Source organism: Polaribacter irgensii 23-P, from assembly GCF_000153225.1.
Lineage (GTDB): Bacteria > Bacteroidota > Bacteroidia > Flavobacteriales > Flavobacteriaceae > Polaribacter > Polaribacter irgensii.
The window spans coordinates 116,571-133,249 of record NZ_CH724148.1; the positions used below are offsets into that span (position 1 = coordinate 116,571).

Annotated in this window: 12 protein-coding genes; 4 read left to right on the forward strand and 8 right to left on the reverse strand. The window is 34.4% G+C overall.

The annotated features are described in order from the left end of the window. From rplB to rpsL, 8 genes are all read right to left on the reverse strand, one after another. Entirely contained in the window at window positions 1-825 is an 825-nt protein-coding gene (rplB, locus tag PI23P_RS00600; protein ID WP_004568740.1) for a 50S ribosomal protein L2, read from the reverse strand. A 12-nt stretch (window positions 826-837) separates the two neighbouring features. Then, window positions 838-1,128 (reverse strand): 50S ribosomal protein L23, encoded by a 291-nt coding sequence (gene rplW / locus PI23P_RS00605; RefSeq protein ID WP_004568741.1) that lies wholly within the window; start codon window positions 1,126-1,128, stop codon window positions 838-840. A gap of 4 nt (window positions 1,129-1,132) precedes the next feature. Beyond that, on the reverse strand, window positions 1,133-1,762 hold the full coding sequence (rplD, locus tag PI23P_RS00610) for a 50S ribosomal protein L4 (protein ID WP_004568742.1): 630 nt from the start codon (window positions 1,760-1,762) through the stop codon (window positions 1,133-1,135). Continuing rightward, complete coding sequence (gene rplC, locus PI23P_RS00615; protein WP_004568743.1) at window positions 1,762-2,379, reverse strand: 50S ribosomal protein L3; 618 nt, start codon at window positions 2,377-2,379, stop codon at window positions 1,762-1,764. Before rplC ends, rplD begins: the two co-directional genes overlap by 1 nt. A 287-nt stretch (window positions 2,380-2,666) precedes the next feature. Further along, window positions 2,667-2,972 carry a 30S ribosomal protein S10 gene (rpsJ, locus tag PI23P_RS00620; protein ID WP_004568745.1) on the reverse strand — a complete coding sequence of 102 codons (306 nt, stop codon included), beginning with the start codon at window positions 2,970-2,972 and terminating at the stop codon, window positions 2,667-2,669. 18 nt (window positions 2,973-2,990) lie between these two features. Further along, a complete protein-coding gene (gene fusA / locus PI23P_RS00625) occupies window positions 2,991-5,108 on the reverse strand; it encodes an elongation factor G (RefSeq protein ID WP_004568746.1) in 2,118 nt (705 codons plus the stop codon). A gap of 5 nt (window positions 5,109-5,113) precedes the next feature. After that, on the reverse strand, window positions 5,114-5,590 hold the full coding sequence (gene rpsG / locus PI23P_RS00630) for a 30S ribosomal protein S7 (protein ID WP_004568747.1): 477 nt from the start codon (window positions 5,588-5,590) through the stop codon (window positions 5,114-5,116). Between the two features lie 26 nt (window positions 5,591-5,616). Further along, window positions 5,617-5,991, reverse strand: coding sequence for a 30S ribosomal protein S12 (gene rpsL, locus PI23P_RS00635; RefSeq protein WP_004568748.1), 375 nt, complete (start codon window positions 5,989-5,991; stop codon window positions 5,617-5,619). A gap of 327 nt (window positions 5,992-6,318) precedes the next feature. On the opposite strand from rpsL, the gene PI23P_RS00640 reads away from it, so the two are divergent. The 4 genes from PI23P_RS00640 to PI23P_RS00655 all read left to right on the forward strand — a co-directional run. After that, window positions 6,319-7,128, forward strand: a complete 810-nt coding sequence (locus tag PI23P_RS00640; protein ID WP_018945080.1) for a BamA/TamA family outer membrane protein — start codon at window positions 6,319-6,321, stop codon at window positions 7,126-7,128. Window positions 7,129-8,232: 1,104 nt separating this feature from the next. Next, window positions 8,233-11,487, forward strand: coding sequence for a SusC/RagA family TonB-linked outer membrane protein (locus tag PI23P_RS00645; RefSeq protein WP_004568750.1), 3,255 nt, complete (start codon window positions 8,233-8,235; stop codon window positions 11,485-11,487). Between the two features lie 11 nt (window positions 11,488-11,498). Further along, the gene (locus PI23P_RS00650) at window positions 11,499-12,932 is read left to right on the forward strand and encodes a SusD/RagB family nutrient-binding outer membrane lipoprotein (protein ID WP_004568751.1); all 1,434 of its coding nucleotides are present in this window, start codon (window positions 11,499-11,501) and stop codon (window positions 12,930-12,932) included. Window positions 12,933-15,723: 2,791 nt separating this feature from the next. Next, on the forward strand, window positions 15,724-16,679 hold a 956-nt coding region (locus tag PI23P_RS00655; protein ID WP_004568754.1), incomplete at its 3' end, for a TonB-dependent receptor plug domain-containing protein.

Below are 16,679 nucleotides of genomic sequence, written 5' to 3' on the forward strand. Positions count from 1 at the left end.
TTATTTCTTTCTACGTTCTAAAATATACTTATTACTAGCTTTGGTTTTCGACCTTGTCTTAAATCCTTTTGCAGGAATACCGTTTCTAGATCTTGGATGTCCTCCGGAAGCACGTCCTTCACCACCACCCATTGGGTGATCGACAGGGTTCATTCTTACCGCGTTCACTCTTGGTCTTCTACCCAACCATCTTGATCTACCAGCTTTACCTGAAACTAGTAATTGATGATCTGAATTCGATACCACTCCAACCGTAGCCAAACAAGTTAACAAGATATATCTTGTTTCTCCCGAAGGTAATTTCACTGTTGCATACTTCCCTTCTCTTGCCATCAATTGTGCAAAAGAACCTGCCGAACGCGCCATAACAGCACCTTGACCTGGACGTAATTCTATACATGAAATTGTAGTTCCTAAAGGAATCTCACTTAGATACATTGCATTTCCTACTTCTGGAGCAATACTACTACCTGAAACCACTACTTGACCTACTTTTAAACCGTTTTGTGCAATCACATAACGCTTTTCTCCATCAGCATAACTTAATAGCGCAATAAATGCGGTACGATTTGGATCGTACTCTATTGTTTTTACTGTTGCGGGAATACCTAACTTATCTCTTTTAAAATCGATAATACGGTATTTTTGTTTATGACCTCCACCGATATTACGTGTTGTCATTCTACCCTGATTGTTTCGACCTCCAGATCGTTTTTTCGGAGCAAGTAAACTTTTCTCCGGCTTATCAGTTGTTATGGTGTCGAACCCATTTACAACTCTAAAACGCTGACCTGGTGTTATTGGCTTTAATTTTCTAACTGACATGTTTGTCTTTTCTTAAAGATTGTTATAAAAATCAATACTTTCTCCCTCTGCTAATTGTATAATCGCTTTCTTATACCCACTCTTAATACCTGTTACCAAACCTTTTTTGGTAAACTTTGTATTTCTTTTGATTGGATAATTTAACGTCTTTACACTTAAGATAGAAACTCCGTATGCTGCTTCAACAGCTCCTTTGATTTCTAGTTTATTAGCTTTTTTCGCTACTACAAATGCGTAACGATTGTGTACTTCACTATCGTTTGTAGCTTTTTCCGTGATAATAGGTTTTATTAAAATACTCATATCCCTATTTGCTTAAATTTGTGTTTATTTCCTCTAAAGATCCTTCAGTGATCACTAACTTGTTGGTGTTTAAAACACCGTAAGTATACAATTCTGAAGCCTTAATTACTTTAGACTTTTTTAAGTTACGTGATGACAAATACACATTTGCATTTTCATTACTTAATACGAATAAAGATTTTCTAGTATCTAATTCTAACGATTTTAAAACGTCTAAAAAGTTTTTAGTTTTTGGAGTTTCGAAATTGAAATCTTCAATAACAATCACATTTTCGTCTTTTGCTTGAATACTCAAAGCAGACTTTCGTGCCAAACGTTTTAAACTTTTGTTTAATTTAAAAGAATAATCTCTTGGTCTTGGTCCGAACATACGTCCACCACCTCTAAAAACACCAGACTTGATAGAACCTGCTCTTGCAGTACCAGTTCCTTTTTGTTTTTTTATCTTTCTAGTAGAACCACTAATTTCAGCTCTTTCTTTAGACTTGTGCGTTCCTTGACGTTGATTTGCCAAGTACTGCTTTACGTCTAAATAAATAGCGTGATCATTAGGCTCGATACCGAATACATCCTTAGAAAGCTCAACCTTTCTACCTGTATCTTTTCCTGTAATATCTAAAACTGCTACTTTCATTATTTCTGAATAGTTACAAAAGCATTTTTGTGTCCAGGAATTGCTCCCTTAACAACCAGTAAGTTCTTCTCAGCAACTACCTTCAATACTCTTAAGTTTTGTACTTTCACTTTATCTCCACCCATTCTACCTGCCATGCGCATTCCTTTGAACACTCTTGCAGGATATGATGCAGCACCAATTGATCCTGGAGCTCTTAAACGGTTGTGTTGTCCGTGCGTTGCTTGACCAACACCAGCAAATCCATGACGTTTTACAACCCCCTGGAAACCTTTACCTTTAGAAACACCAGATACATCCACAAACTCACCTTCTTCAAAGTGCGCAACAGATATTGAATCTCCTAATTTATACACTTCTTCAAATCCTTGGAATTCAACGACTTTTTTCTTAGCAACTGAGCCCGCCTTTTTAAAGTGGCCATCTAACGCTTTGTTAGAACTCTTTGCTGTTTTGTCATCGAAACCAAGCTGCAACGCACTATAGCCGTCAACCTCAATGGTTCTGACCTGAGTGACTACGCAAGGACCCGCTTCGATCACTGTACAAGGAATGTTCTTCCCGTTTTCATCGAATAAGCTGGTCATTCCAATCTTTCTTCCTATTAACCCAGACATTTAGTTAAAATTTTAGACGATAGAGCATTCTCCAGCGCGTCTTTATTAATAATTGTGTTTTTGAAACGTGTGTTTCATTTCTTTCCTTAAAATTTCGTGCAAAAAAAACAGCGCAAACAAAGTCAACGCTGATTTTGTTTTTTCCGTTTTTCTTTCGCGAAACGCTCCAGACATGTTACTATTGTTGAATTTTACATCAAAAACAGCTTCACCCTACTCTAATTTGGGTTGCAAAAGTATTGAAAACTTTCGGTTTAAAAAAATTAAACCGAAAGTTAATCAAACTCTTATACTTTGATCTCAACCTCAACTCCACTAGGTAACTCCAATTTCATTAAAGCATCAATAGTTTTCGAAGAAGAGCTATAGATGTCTAATAATCTTTTATAAGAAGCTAATTGAAATTGCTCTCTAGACTTTTTGTTTACGTGTGGTGAACGCAATACAGTAAAAATCTTTTTATGTGTTGGCAATGGTATTGGTCCGTTTACAACAGCACCAGTACTTTTTACCGTCTTTACAATCTTTTCAGCAGACTTATCTACCAAGTTGTAATCGTAAGACTTTAATTTTATTCTAATTTTTTGACTCATCTTGTATTATTTAGTAGATTAACCTTTGGCTTTTGCGATCACTTCTTCAGATACATTCGAAGGAGTTTCAACATAATGTGAAAATTCCATAGTCGAAGTTGCTCTACCCGAAGACATCGTTCTTAAAGCGGTAACATAACCGAACATTTCTGATAACGGAACCAACGCTTTTACAACCTTTGCACCCGCACGATCACTCATGTCATTCACTTGTCCTCTTCTTCTATTTAAATCCCCAACGATATCTCCCATGTTTTCTTCAGGAGTTAACACTTCTACCTTCATTAATGGCTCCATAATCTTTGCTTTTGCTGATTTTGCAGAAGCTTTGTAACCCATTCTTGCAGCTAGCTCAAAAGACAAGGCATCAGAATCCACTGCGTGGAACGAACCGTCTCTAAGTGTAACCTTCATTGAATCCATCTCATATCCCGCTAAAGGACCATTTAACATTGCCTCTTTAAATCCTTTTTCGATTGAAGGAATAAATTCTTTAGGTACATTTCCCCCCTTAATAACGGAAGCAAATTGCAATCCTTGAACACCCTCATCTGCTGGACCTATCGTAAATACAATATCAGCAAACTTACCACGACCACCAGATTGTTTTTTGTAAATTTCTCTGTGGTTTGCTTCAGCCGTAATAGCTTCCTTGTATTCTACTTGAGGTTGCCCTTGATTTACTTCTACTTTAAACTCACGTCTCAAACGGTCTACAATTACATCTAAATGCAATTCTCCCATTCCAGATATGATAGTCTGTCCTGAAGCCTCATCAGTTCTCACTGTAAATGTTGGATCTTCTTCAGCTAATTTGCTTAAGCCAATCCCTAATTTATCAACGTCTGCTTTCGTCTTTGGTTCTACCGCAATACCAATTACTGGATCTGGAAAATCCATCGACTCTAACACAATTGGAAACTTTTCTGCTGACAAGGTATCTCCCGTCTTAATCGACTTAAAACCTACTGCCGCTCCAATATCCCCTGCTTCAATATAATCAATCGCATTTTGCTTGTTCGCATGCATTTGATAGATTCTAGATATACGCTCCTTTTTACCAGAACGGTTATTTAAAACATATGACCCTGCATCTAAACGACCAGAATACGCTCTAAAAAATGCCAAACGTCCTACAAAAGGATCCGTTGCAATTTTAAATGCTAAAGCCGCAAAAGGCTCATCTACACTTGGCTTGCGAATTTCCTTTTGATCTGTATCTGGGTTAATACCCACAATACCTTCCTTATCCATAGGAGAAGGCAAATAACGACATACAGCATCTAAAAGAAACTGTACTCCTTTATTCTTGAAGGCAGATCCACAAATCATTGGAATGATAGACATATCCATAACAGCAGCTCTCAATGCAGCATGCACCTCGTCTTCTGTTATCGAGTCTTCGTCCTCCATATATTTTTCTAACAAATTTTCATCGTAAGCAGCAACTTCTTCAATAAGTTTGCCACGAAGAATTTTTGCTTCTTCCTTCAATTCTTCAGGAATATCCACAACATCAAATGTTGCTCCCATTCCCTCTTCATGCCATATAATAGCTCTGTTTTTAACGAGATCTACAATCCCTTCAAAATTCTCCTCATCACCAATATTTAAAACAATTGGCACTGCATTAGAACCTAGCATTTCTTTTACTTGTCTACAAACCATCATAAAATCAGATCCTTGACGGTCCATTTTATTGACAAAACCAATTCTTGGTACCTTGTAGTTGTCTGCAAGTCTCCAGTTTGTTTCTGATTGTGGCTCAACACCATCAACAGCAGAAAACAAAAACACCAAACCATCCAATACACGTAAAGATCTGTTTACTTCTACAGTAAAATCTACGTGCCCTGGGGTATCAATAATATTAAAATGATAATCTTTTGTCTCTGGAAGGATCTCTGCATTCTCCTTTGGAAACTGCCAAGTACAAGTAGTTGCAGCTGAAGTAATTGTAATACCTCTTTCCTGCTCTTGCTCCATCCAGTCCATTGTAGCTGCACCATCATGTACTTCTCCTATCTTATGAGAAACACCTGTATAATACAATACACGTTCTGTAGTTGTGGTTTTACCCGCATCAATATGCGCAGCAATTCCAATATTTCTTGTGAATCTTAAATCTCTAGCCATTTTTATTAAAATCTAAAGTGAGAGAATGCTTTATTCGCTTCTGCCATTTTGTGAGTATCTGTACGTTTTTTAACAGCAGCACCCTCTTCCTTAGCCGCAGCTAAAATTTCAGCAGCTAAACGCTGTGCCATTGTTTTTTCGTTTCTCTTACGAGTGTACAAAATCATCCATTTAATTGCCATAGACACCTTACGGTCTGGTCTAATTTGCATTGGAATTTGAAATGTTGCTCCACCTACACGACGAGATCTTACCTCTACGTGTGGCATTACATTTGATAAACCTTCTTTCCAAAGTTCCAAAGCTGATTTTTCTTCTTCACCTTTTCTTTCTTCAACGATGTCTAATGCATCGTAAAATACTTTAAAGGCTACTGACTTTTTACCGGCCCACATTAAGTTATTCACAAAACGTGTTACTAGCTGATCATTAAATTTAGGATCCGGTAATAAGACTCTTTTTTTTGCTGCTCTTTTTCTCATGTCTTTACATTAAAAAAGTTACTAATTTACTTTTTTGGGCGCTTTGCTCCGTACTTAGATCTACGTTGGGTTCTACCCTCTACTCCCGCAGTATCTAATGCACCACGTACTACGTGGTATTTAACTCCTGGCAAATCTTTAACCCTTCCACCTCTAACTAATACTATCGAGTGCTCTTGCAAGTTATGTCCTTCACCTGGGATGTACGCATTTATCTCATTGCCATTTGTCAATCTAACTCTGGCAACTTTACGCATTGCTGAATTAGGTTTCTTTGGCGTTGTGGTATAAACACGAGTACATACTCCACGTCTTTGAGGACAAGACAACAAAGCAGCCGATTTGCTCTTCTTAGTTATTTTGGTTCTTCCTTTACGAACTAGTTGTTGAATAGTAGGCATACTAAATTATTACTGTTTTTAGTTTATATAAAACTTCTTCTCTTTTTTAAGAGTCCGCAAATGTACAATTAAATTCTAATTATTCAAATATCAGCACCTTATTTTTTAAAAAGCATTTTTTAATTTATGTATTTGCCGTTTTTTAGATACATTTGAAGTTCAAAACATACATGATTTTGACCATTCATAAAAAAAATAATTGTTGCTCTTTTGCCTTGTAAATTTATCTAAAGGAATCGTTTCTCAAAATACTCAGCCAAAAATTAACAACGATTGTACCTGTTGAAGAACCTTTTTTAAATGTGCTTCAATTTAAACGCATGCATTTTGATACAACAAGAGTTGACCAAAATTCAGCAGCAACTAAAATTAAATGGTTTTTTTCTAAATACTATAGATAGCACTACTTTTAAAAAAACAGCCTTTACTGCTTTTTTATCGCTTAAAGAAAAAGCAGATTCCGTGGTCCTTCAATATCCACAAAAATCAAAACTAAACTTAAAAAAAGAAAACTTCGAAACTACTTTTTTAAAGATTCTAATACAACGATTAGAGACAATTTTAAATAAAATTTCTGACAGCTATGAAGATGCTGGAAACGCCTTTTCAAAATTAAAATTAAAAAACTTTAAAATAATAGGAAAGACACTGCTAGCGGATTTACAATTTTTTCCAGCTCAAAAAAGAGTGATTCATAAAATAATTTTCAAAGGATATCCAGATTTTCCAAAATCTTTTATTAAAAACCACTTCCAAATCGAAAAAAACACAGTGTTCAATAAAAAGCAACTCAAAAGATTTTCAAGATTGTCACAAAATTTAACCTTTGCAAGTGAAATTAAGCCTCCCGAAACTTTATTTACCCTAGACTCCACTTTTGTTTACGTATACTTGAAAAAAAATAAAGGAAGTAGTTTTGATGGCCTTATTAATTTTGCTTCACAGGAAAGCGGAAAGATTCAACTTAATGAATACCTTGATTTAAAATTAAAAAACCTCTTAAATATAGGAGAACAGTTCGCACTCTTATGGAATCAATATGGAAATGAAAAGCAAGAATTTATGGTATCTACAAAAGCACCGTATATCTTCAATTCTAGAATATCTCCAAAATTCAATTTCTCTATCTATAAATAAGATTCTACCTTTCTAAATAGTAAATTTCCTGCAAGCTTAAAATACCAAATAAAAAGCAGCACCTCCTTATCTGGGAGCTTTACTTCTGAAAACTCAGAAAAACTTACACGTACAGCGGTAGAAAATATTACAACATTTCAAAGCACTTTTATTTTGGCCTTGGATTTGCCTATGAACTTCCAAATAATAATAATAATAATAATAATAACATAGTACAAAACAATTCTTTTTCAGTAGATATTAGACCTTCTTTTGGCTAAAGAAAAAACAATGACAGCTCTTCAAATCAAATAAAACTAGAAAGCAACCTCTCCTACTTACCTTAGATAAATCAACGGAGTAGTTTTTATTTTAAAAATAGTATTGGCGTCTTGAACTCTGACAACTATTTAGAAAACGAACTATTCAGAATTGGAGGCAACAAAACCGTCTGAGGCTTCAAAGAACAAAGTCTATATGTAAAAAGAATATTTAATTCAACGGACTGAATATCGCTATCACACTGCAACCGATGCTTTGCTTTACTCCATTACCGACCTTGCAGCAACCTCTGCTACGCATCAAAATGAAAAATTACTCGGCTTAGGTGTTGGCTACTTATTTACCAGTAACAATTCCCAAATAAACGTTTCTACGGCGGTTGACGCTAGTCAAAATAGCCCTATAAACTTCAAAAATACGCAGTTCTTTGTAAATTGGGTAAACTTTTTCTAAGGTAACTTAAGTGATACACTTAATCTGAGATTAAAACTCTGCTCTTCTAAATAAACACACAACTTCAACACCATTTACTTTTCACTCATTTATGTTCTTTGCTGGTATTAAAATAGAATACTAAAAGAAACCGTTTACACTCCTATTCACTTCTTATTATTGGAAGCATAAAATTATATGATTATTCAGTTTATTAATTTTACATTGAAACACCAATTCTACTTAATTAAGCTATCGCTCTTTGAATTGAATAAAATGACTACTTACAAGCGATAACTATCTCAGATAGATAAAATTATATTATACATAACATTAAATATAATTATAAATATTTTGTTTTATTAGGAAATTATTAACATCTTTGAGATAACTAATTCAAAAAAAAAAAAAATGAAGAAAAAGTTTAAAGGGATTTTAACGCTATTACTAGCGTTTATTGTGCATCTAACCTTTGCACAGGAAAAAACTGTTTCCGGAACAGTGTCCGACGAATCTGGAACGCTACCTGGAGTAAGTGTTGTTATTAAAGGCACAAGTGTAGGAACACAAACTGATTTTAACGGAAAGTACACCATTAAAACGAAACAAGGGGATATCCTAAGTTTTAGTTACATGGGGTACAAGACTATTGAACAATCTGTAATTACTTCGAACACCATGAATATCTCCATGGTACAAGACGCTAACTTATTAGACGAAATTGTTGTGACTGCCTTGGGTATTAAAAGAAGTAAAAAATCTTTAGGATATTCTACGCAAAAAATTGGAAGCGAGGAGCTTACGACGGTAAAAGAGGCAAATGTACTCAATCAACTTTCGGGAAAGGTTGCAGGTCTTGCGGTCCAAAGAACAAATAACATGGGAGGTTCTACCAACATCGTGATTAGGGGTCAAAGCTCATTAACAGGCTCCAACCAAGCATTGTTTGTTATTGACGGAGTTCCTCTTTCAAATAGAAATACAAACACAGGCGCACAGTCTCAAGGTGCAACTGGTTATGATTATGGAAATCCTATTTCTGATATTAATCCTGACGACATTGAATCAATGAATGTTTTAAAAGGATCTGCGGCAACGGCGTTATACGGTTCAAGAGCTTCTAATGGCGTTATAATAATTACAACAAAAAAAGGTAAAGGAGCAGGTGCTAATGATTATTCTGTGACAGTCTCCTCTAATGTGAGCGCAGGAAGCATAGACAAGAGCACTTTTCCTGAATTTCAGCAACAATACGGCGCAGGTTATGGTGGAAATGATTACAATTTTGACCCGTCAGATTTAAATGGTGATGGTACTGTTAATAATTATGCAAACCTAAATGATGATGCCTCTTATGGTCCAAAATTTGATTCTAATTTGAATCTATTACAATGGGATGCAGTCTACCCACAATTAAGCACCTATGGTGTTGCAAGACCGTGGATAGCTCCTAAAAATGGACCTTTAACGTTTTTTAATACTCCAACGTCTACTACAAATTCTATATCTGTAGCAAAAGGATTTAAAGACGGTGATGGAAACCTTAGACTGTCCTACTCTAATTTTAATTCTAAAGGAATGCTTCCGAATAGTTCACAAAATCGGAATACTTTTTCTTTAGCTGCAACAGCAAAATTAACAGACAAACTTAAAGCCACGGGATATGCTACTTATATCAATACAGCAACTGTAGGTAGAAATTCCACAGGGTATAACGATAATATTGTGGGTTTTATGCGTCAATGGGGTCAAAATAACATGGACTTTAAAAGACAAAAAGATGCATATTTTCAAACGGGCGAGAATATTACTTGGAACCCTAAATCTCCTACAGATTTAACTCCAATATATTGGGATAACCCTTATTGGACGCGTTATGAAAACTTTCAAAGCGATGGTAGAAATAGATTTACTGGTTATACAGAATTACAATATAAAATTACAGAGAATCTTAGCATAACAGGAAAAGCCTCTGTTGATCAATATAGTGAAATTCAAGAAGAAAGAAGAGCATTAGGCTCAGTTGCTACCGGGTTTGGTATTAACGAAGGAGCTGACGGTAGTTATAATAGAAGTACACAGGGATCTGGATATTTACGAAGAAATATAAATTCTAGAGAAACAAATTTAGATGCATTAATTAACTACTCTAAAAACTTTAGTGATGATTTAAGTTTTAGTGCATTTTTAGGTGGAAACATAAGAAACAACACTCTAAATATGATCACAGCTGCAACTAACGGGGGACTAAAAGTTCCAGGTGTATACTCACTTCAGAATACAACAGACGCATTACCGAACCCGAAAGAAAGAGACGAAACTAAAGAAATTCAAAGTTTTTTCGCAGGAGCAACTTTCGGTTTTAGAGATTATCTTTTTGTTGAAGGAACTGTACGGAGAGATAAGTCTTCTACTTTACCCGCAGAAAACAACTCTTACTACTACCCTGCTGTTTCTGGATCTTACATTTTTACTAAAAATTTAGATGCCCCTTTTATAAAGTTTGGTAAATTAAGAGCAAACTGGGCACAAATAGGAAACGATACAAGCTTTGATAGAATTAATGACACGTATACAGCGTTAACATCATTTCAAGGAAATGCATCGGCAGCTGTAAGTAATTCAAAGAAAAACCCAACCCTAAAGCCAGAGCTTTCTTCTTCTGTCGAGGTAGGCTTAGAGATGAAATTTTTAGAAAGAGGAAACCTAGGGTTTGATCTCGCTTTGTATAAAACAAATACAGTAGATCAAATAGTACCGGTGTCTGTTAGTGAAACTACAGGCTTTGCTTCTAAAATTATTAATGCTGGTGAAATAGAAAATAAAGGTATTGAATTATCTGCTTTTTCAACAATAGATATCACTGAAGATCTAAAATGGAGATTAAATATAAATTGGTCTAAAAATGTAAACGAGGTGGTGAGCTTGGCCGAAGGCTTGGATGAATTATTAATTGGTTCTTTTGGTGTAGATGTTGTTGCCAGAATAGGAGAACCTTATGGAGCGATAAAAGGAGATGATTACACCTATCACGAGAATGGTCAAAAGATAATAGCTGCAAATGGAAAACCTGTAAGAAGTGATGCAAACCAAATCATTGGTAACGGTAATCCTGATTGGTTGGGCGGTGTGAGAAACACTTTTTCTTATAAAAACGTGTCATTTAGTTTCTTTATAGATGTTAGACATGGTGGTGATATGTATTCATTAGATCAAAGGTATGGCCAAGCTACCGGTGTTTTAGCTACATCTGTATTCATAAATGATTTAGGAAATCCTGTTAGAAATACAATCGCAAATGGTGGTGGTTTTATTTTTGATGGAGTCTATGCTGACGGAACAACCAATACAACAAGACTTGATGCTAGTGGTTTTGGAAATTCAGGATACAGAACGTTACCTAAAAGTGAGTTTGTATATGATGCATCTTTTGTTAAGTTGCGTGAAGTTAGTTTGACTTACAATTTCAAAAAAGAAGTTACTACAAAGTTGCATATGAATAATTTATCACTGAGCGTTGTAGGTTCTAACTTATGGATTATTAGCAAGAACATACCAGGTGCCGACCCTGAAACAGGTTTTGGTTCTGGAAATATCCAAGGAATATCTTCTGGATCATTACCCACCACTAGAAATTACGCACTTAATGTTAAATTTCAATTTTAATACATAGAAAAATGAAAAAAAATATAATAGTACTAGCCATTTTAACCCTCGTTACATATTCATGTACTACGGATTTAGAAGAGCTTAACGAAAACAAAAAAGATTTTGCAACAACTACAGATGCATCTCTTTTCACAAGCGCACAGTATAAGTTATTTAATCAAATAACAGAGACTAGTGTAAATGAAAATATTTTTAGGCTTCTTGTTCAAAACTGGACAGAAACAACGTATACCGATGAAGCCAACTATGACCTAAAAACAAGAAGTATAGATGAATTCCATTGGGAAGTGTTATATAAAGATGCTTTGAAAAACTTTAAAGAGTCTAAAAGCCTTGTTTCCGGTATACCAGACGTTCGTACAAATAAAACAGCAATTATAGAGTTGTATGAAATTTACACGTATTATGTTTTAGTAACTTCGTTTGGAGATATTCCATATACAGAAGCCTTGGATATCGATATATTGAATCCAGTTTTTGATAAACAAGAGGATATTTTTAATGACTTAATAGAGCGACTTGACGCTAATGTAATTGCCAAGTTCGTAACAGGTCAGTCAGGATTTTCAGCATCCGTAGATCTTGTTTATCAAAGTGATATCGTACAATGGAAAAAATTCGCAAATTCCTTGAAACTTCAAATGGGTATGCTATTGGCTGATTCAGATGCAACGAAAGCAAAAACAGTGGTAAACGCTGCAATAGCTAGTGGCGTTTTTACTTCTGCAAACGATAATATGAAATTAGCTTTTGAAAGCGCAGCACCCTACACAAACCCGATATATGCTGCATTGGTATTATCTGGACGTGATGATTATGTTCCTACCAAAACGATTGTAGATATCATGAATTCTTTAGAGGATCCTCGAAGAAATGATTATTTTACACTATTTGAAGGCGCTTACAAAGGAGGTATTCCCGGAGAACTTAATACTTTTGGAAAATACTCTCACGTGTCAGAAAAAATCGCAAATAATCCGAATCTAGAAGCACCATTAATGACCTACTTTGAGGTTGAATTTTTAATAGCTGAAGCTATTGAAAGAGGTTTTATTACAATAGGAACTGCAGAAAACCACTATAATAACGCCGTAACTGCTTCTATAAAATATTGGGGTGGATCAGATGTTGAAGCACAATCTTACCTTGGAAATGCAGGTGTAGCTTACAACAGTGCTACAGGAAATTATAAGCAAAAAATTGGAACTCAAAAATGGTTAGCATTATACAATAGAGGTTTTGAATCTTGGACAGAATGGAGACGTTTAGATTTCCCAGTATTAGTAGCACCTGCCAAAGCTGAAACAACAAATAATAAACCTCCATATAGATTGACATACCCAGATGTTGAACTTACTTTAAATGGAGAAAACTTAAAGGCAGCAAATGCAAGTATTGGAGGCGATAAGATGGAAACAAAACTGTTTTGGGATAAAAACTAATTTTAAAAATACAAAAAATGAAAATTAAAAAAATATAATAGATAGTATGGTAAATACAGAAGTTGATGGGGTTCTAAAAAGATCTACGGCATTAAGTTCAAAAGAAGGAAAGGGTTCTGAAAATTAACCCTCACAATAAGGAGATGTAATTTTTAATTACATCTCCTTTATTATTTTATGTCGAAATGCATTTAATTCCCGAATATAATTGAGGCATCAAACAATTTAGCGAAAAAAACATACCATATCCTACAAAAGAGAGGTCAAATGAAGAAGCAGGTAAGGTTTTCTCCAAGATAAAGAGGTAAGACGACGTTAGCGAAAACACAAATAGGTTCATAAAAGAACAAAAATCAGGTTGTACTATTGACGTTATGACTGCCATTGTACCGAATGCGTAACTACTTACTATCAAATCTGTTAAAAAGATAATAGCACTTTTTATTTTGCTACAATTGAGGCGAATATAAACTTAAAAACACCAAAAATTAGTCTGGTTGATACAGACAAAAACTGGAAAATAGACTTACTTACTTACTTACTTACTTACTTACTTACTTACTTACTTACTTACTTACTTACTTACTTACTTACTTACTTACTTACTTACTTACTTACTTACTTACTTACTTACTTACTTACTTACTTACTTACTTACTTACTTACTTACTTACTTACTTACTTACTTACTTACTTACTTACTTATTTACTTATTTACTTATTTATTTATTTACTACAAATGGAGTAACCATATGCGCTGTTGCCCTATTTAAAGACGGTATTAAAGTCTATAACGCATCCATTAGTGATCAAACAGCACGGGTTAAATCTTCCGATCTCAGCAACTTTATGTTCGGAGTAGATTTGCACAAAACTACAGGCTCTTTTGATGTTTCGGCGGTTGCAACTATTTCAAATCAACAAACATCAAATTCACATTACACAATCCCCTTCATTATGCGATTCAATGTGATAAAGAAATAGAAGCCGTTCAATATAACGGTACCTTAACTCCAACTTTTAGTTTTTCAACATTCACAAAATACGCGACAATCAATGAAGTATCGCTGGAATGAAAAAAAGGATTTGAGGAAACGTGCGCAGTTGAATCAAATTTTAATTTAAATATCAAAAGCGATACAATTCATCTCAACGACATGGCATATAAGATAGCATACAAACCTGTTGCTGGAGATACTCTTTACTATCAATTTACAGCAAAAAGTGGAAACCTCTTTTACAAAATTTAAAATAAAGCAATTATACAGGCGCAACAAATTGGAAGTTCTTCTTCAGTTGGTTTATCCGCAGACACCACAAATTCAGAATTTAACTTTTCTACACAAAAATATGCAGCTGGCGAGATTCAATTTTTAGCTTCCTACGGATTTAAACAAATTTCAGGCGTCAGCATTGACTTTGTCACAAGCACGCCTCCAAATGGAGTGACTGCTGCCACTTATTTCTCTGAAAGAGATTTCGCAAATGCAAAAACAGCTATACCAATGGATTTTAGACTACTGAAAAAACGAATGTTTCCAAGGACGCTGTTTTTGTTTACAAAACGAAAAGGTCTGATAAAGAAAATAATACATAAACTTTCTATAGATTAATTAAGATAACGAGCGCTATTTTAACGAATGGTTCTGAACAAACTATTCATTTTTCATTTAAGGAAGGTCAAATTATAGACTAATAATAATAATATCGAGAATAATCGATAACAACATTCAATAATTTATTCTATCGATTAAAGCTGAAAAAAATTTCAATTACTCCGCTTTTTTATTTTATTTCAGAATATATATCCAACCGTTTAGAACAGGAAACAAATTTGCAATCATACTATAAATATACTGCTCGATTTCTAGAATAAACTCAACGATAGCGATTATACTTTTTCTAGAAACCTGGAAAACCTTTTACTGGGCAACTCCAGAGAACAAACAACGTTAATTTTCAATAAGTAAATAATTGGACGATATATAGCACTCCCTACCTAATTTACAGACAATATGCACTGAATTAAAAGCATACAAAATAATGCATCGGTGTCAGCTTGCCTATTAACAGTACTGCACCTAAAAAAACCCAAAACGACACTTTACAAGGAAACGTGAAAGCCTTTATTAAGATTCTGTTCAATCATGCCAAAACTTTTAAGAATTCACAACTTTAAAACCAACCCTTCAAAAGCTTATATATTAATATATATATTTTACCTGCTTATATATGTATTCTTTCTAGCATAGCAGCTCCAAAACCCAATGACATTCAAATAGAAATTGTAAACTTTGGCAGACTGTAAACTCAATAAATTATTCTTATTAAATTTAAAGAAGAAAAAAACAACATTTTACAAGGAAACATTAAAGCCTTTATTAAAATTCTGTTCAATCATACCAACACTTTTAAAAATTCACAACTTTAAAGCCAACCCTTAAGAAGATTACATATAAATATATATATTTTAACCACTTAAATATGTACTCTTTCCAGCATAGCTACTTGAAAATCCACTGACATTCAAATAGAAATTATAAACATTAATCAAACGTTAAACACTGTAAATCAATCTTATAAAATTTGAAAAAGAAAAAGATACAACCAATAATGTAATTTTAATTCTTTCCTTTGTTTTAGTTTTATTTTACAATTAATATAACTATTTAACAGTTTCATAATACAATTAATAATTATTTTGTTAATATTTGAGTAATAATTTCGAATAATGCAGTTTAATTAATAAATTATTAACACCTTTGAGATAATTAATTCAAATAATTATAAAATGAGAACAAAGTTTAATGGAATTTTAACGCTGTTACTGGCGTTAATAGTGCAAATAACCTTTGCACAGGAACAAAAGGTTTCTGGTATGGTTTCAGACGAATCTGGAAGTTTACCTGGAGTTAGTGTTGTTATTAAAGGTACGACTACAGGTACTGAAACAGATTTTGATGGTAAATATACCATTATGGCAAAGCGAGGAGCAATCTTAAGCTTTAGCTATATTGGTTATAAAACTGTTGAAAAAACGGTAGGAATATCCAATGTACTTGATGTGACACTTTCACAAGACTCAAATACACTAGATGAAATTGTTGTTGTCGGTTATGGTACAACAACAAAGAAATCATTTACGGGTACTGCAAGTGTTGTTTCTACAGAAAACATAGATGCAAAAGCTGTTTCCAATATAGCGCAAGCCTTAATTGGTGAAGCTTCAGGAGTAACAGTTACAAGAACTGACGGACGACCAGGAGCAAGTGCTACTATTCGAATTCGAGGTTTTAGCTCTATTGAAGGAAATAGAGCTCCGTTATATGTAGTGGATGGTGTTCCTTTTACAGGAGATATCAACTCTATTAATCCAAATGATATCGCATCAACAACGATATTAAAAGACGCTTCGGCAACAGCAATCTACGGTTCAAGAGGAGCCAATGGTGTGGTTGTGTTAACAACTAAAAGAGGTAAAGTTGGGAAAGATGTAATTGAATTTGACATACAAACTTCATTTAACCAAAGAACATTGCCACGTTACAACCTTGTAAATAATGAAGAGCGATACATGGGTTTAGTTTATGATGGACTAAAGAATACTGGTGAATTTACTGGAGAAGCAGATCCTGCACAATATGCTCTAGACAATCTTTTCGCTGACAAAGGTGTTGCACCTTTGTACAATATGTGGAATGTAGCCGACGGTAATGAGCTTATAGACCCAGCTACTGGGAGCGTAAG

Coding starts and splice junctions, on each gene's coding strand:
- rplB (WP_004568740.1), bottom strand. CDS start 825: ATGTCAGTTAGAAAATTAAAGCCAATAACACCAGGTCAGCGTTTTAGA.
- rplW (WP_004568741.1), bottom strand. CDS start 1,128: ATGAGTATTTTAATAAAACCTATTATCACGGAAAAAGCTACAAACGAT.
- rplD (WP_004568742.1), bottom strand. CDS start 1,762: ATGAAAGTAGCAGTTTTAGATATTACAGGAAAAGATACAGGTAGAAAG.
- rplC (WP_004568743.1), bottom strand. CDS start 2,379: ATGTCTGGGTTAATAGGAAGAAAGATTGGAATGACCAGCTTATTCGAT.
- rpsJ (WP_004568745.1), bottom strand. CDS start 2,972: ATGAGTCAAAAAATTAGAATAAAATTAAAGTCTTACGATTACAACTTG.
- fusA (WP_004568746.1), bottom strand. CDS start 5,108: ATGGCTAGAGATTTAAGATTCACAAGAAATATTGGAATTGCTGCGCAT.
- rpsG (WP_004568747.1), bottom strand. CDS start 5,590: ATGAGAAAAAGAGCAGCAAAAAAAAGAGTCTTATTACCGGATCCTAAA.
- rpsL (WP_004568748.1), bottom strand. CDS start 5,991: ATGCCTACTATTCAACAACTAGTTCGTAAAGGAAGAACCAAAATAACT.
- PI23P_RS00645 (WP_004568750.1), top strand. CDS start 8,233: ATGAAGAAAAAGTTTAAAGGGATTTTAACGCTATTACTAGCGTTTATT.
- PI23P_RS00650 (WP_004568751.1), top strand. CDS start 11,499: ATGAAAAAAAATATAATAGTACTAGCCATTTTAACCCTCGTTACATAT.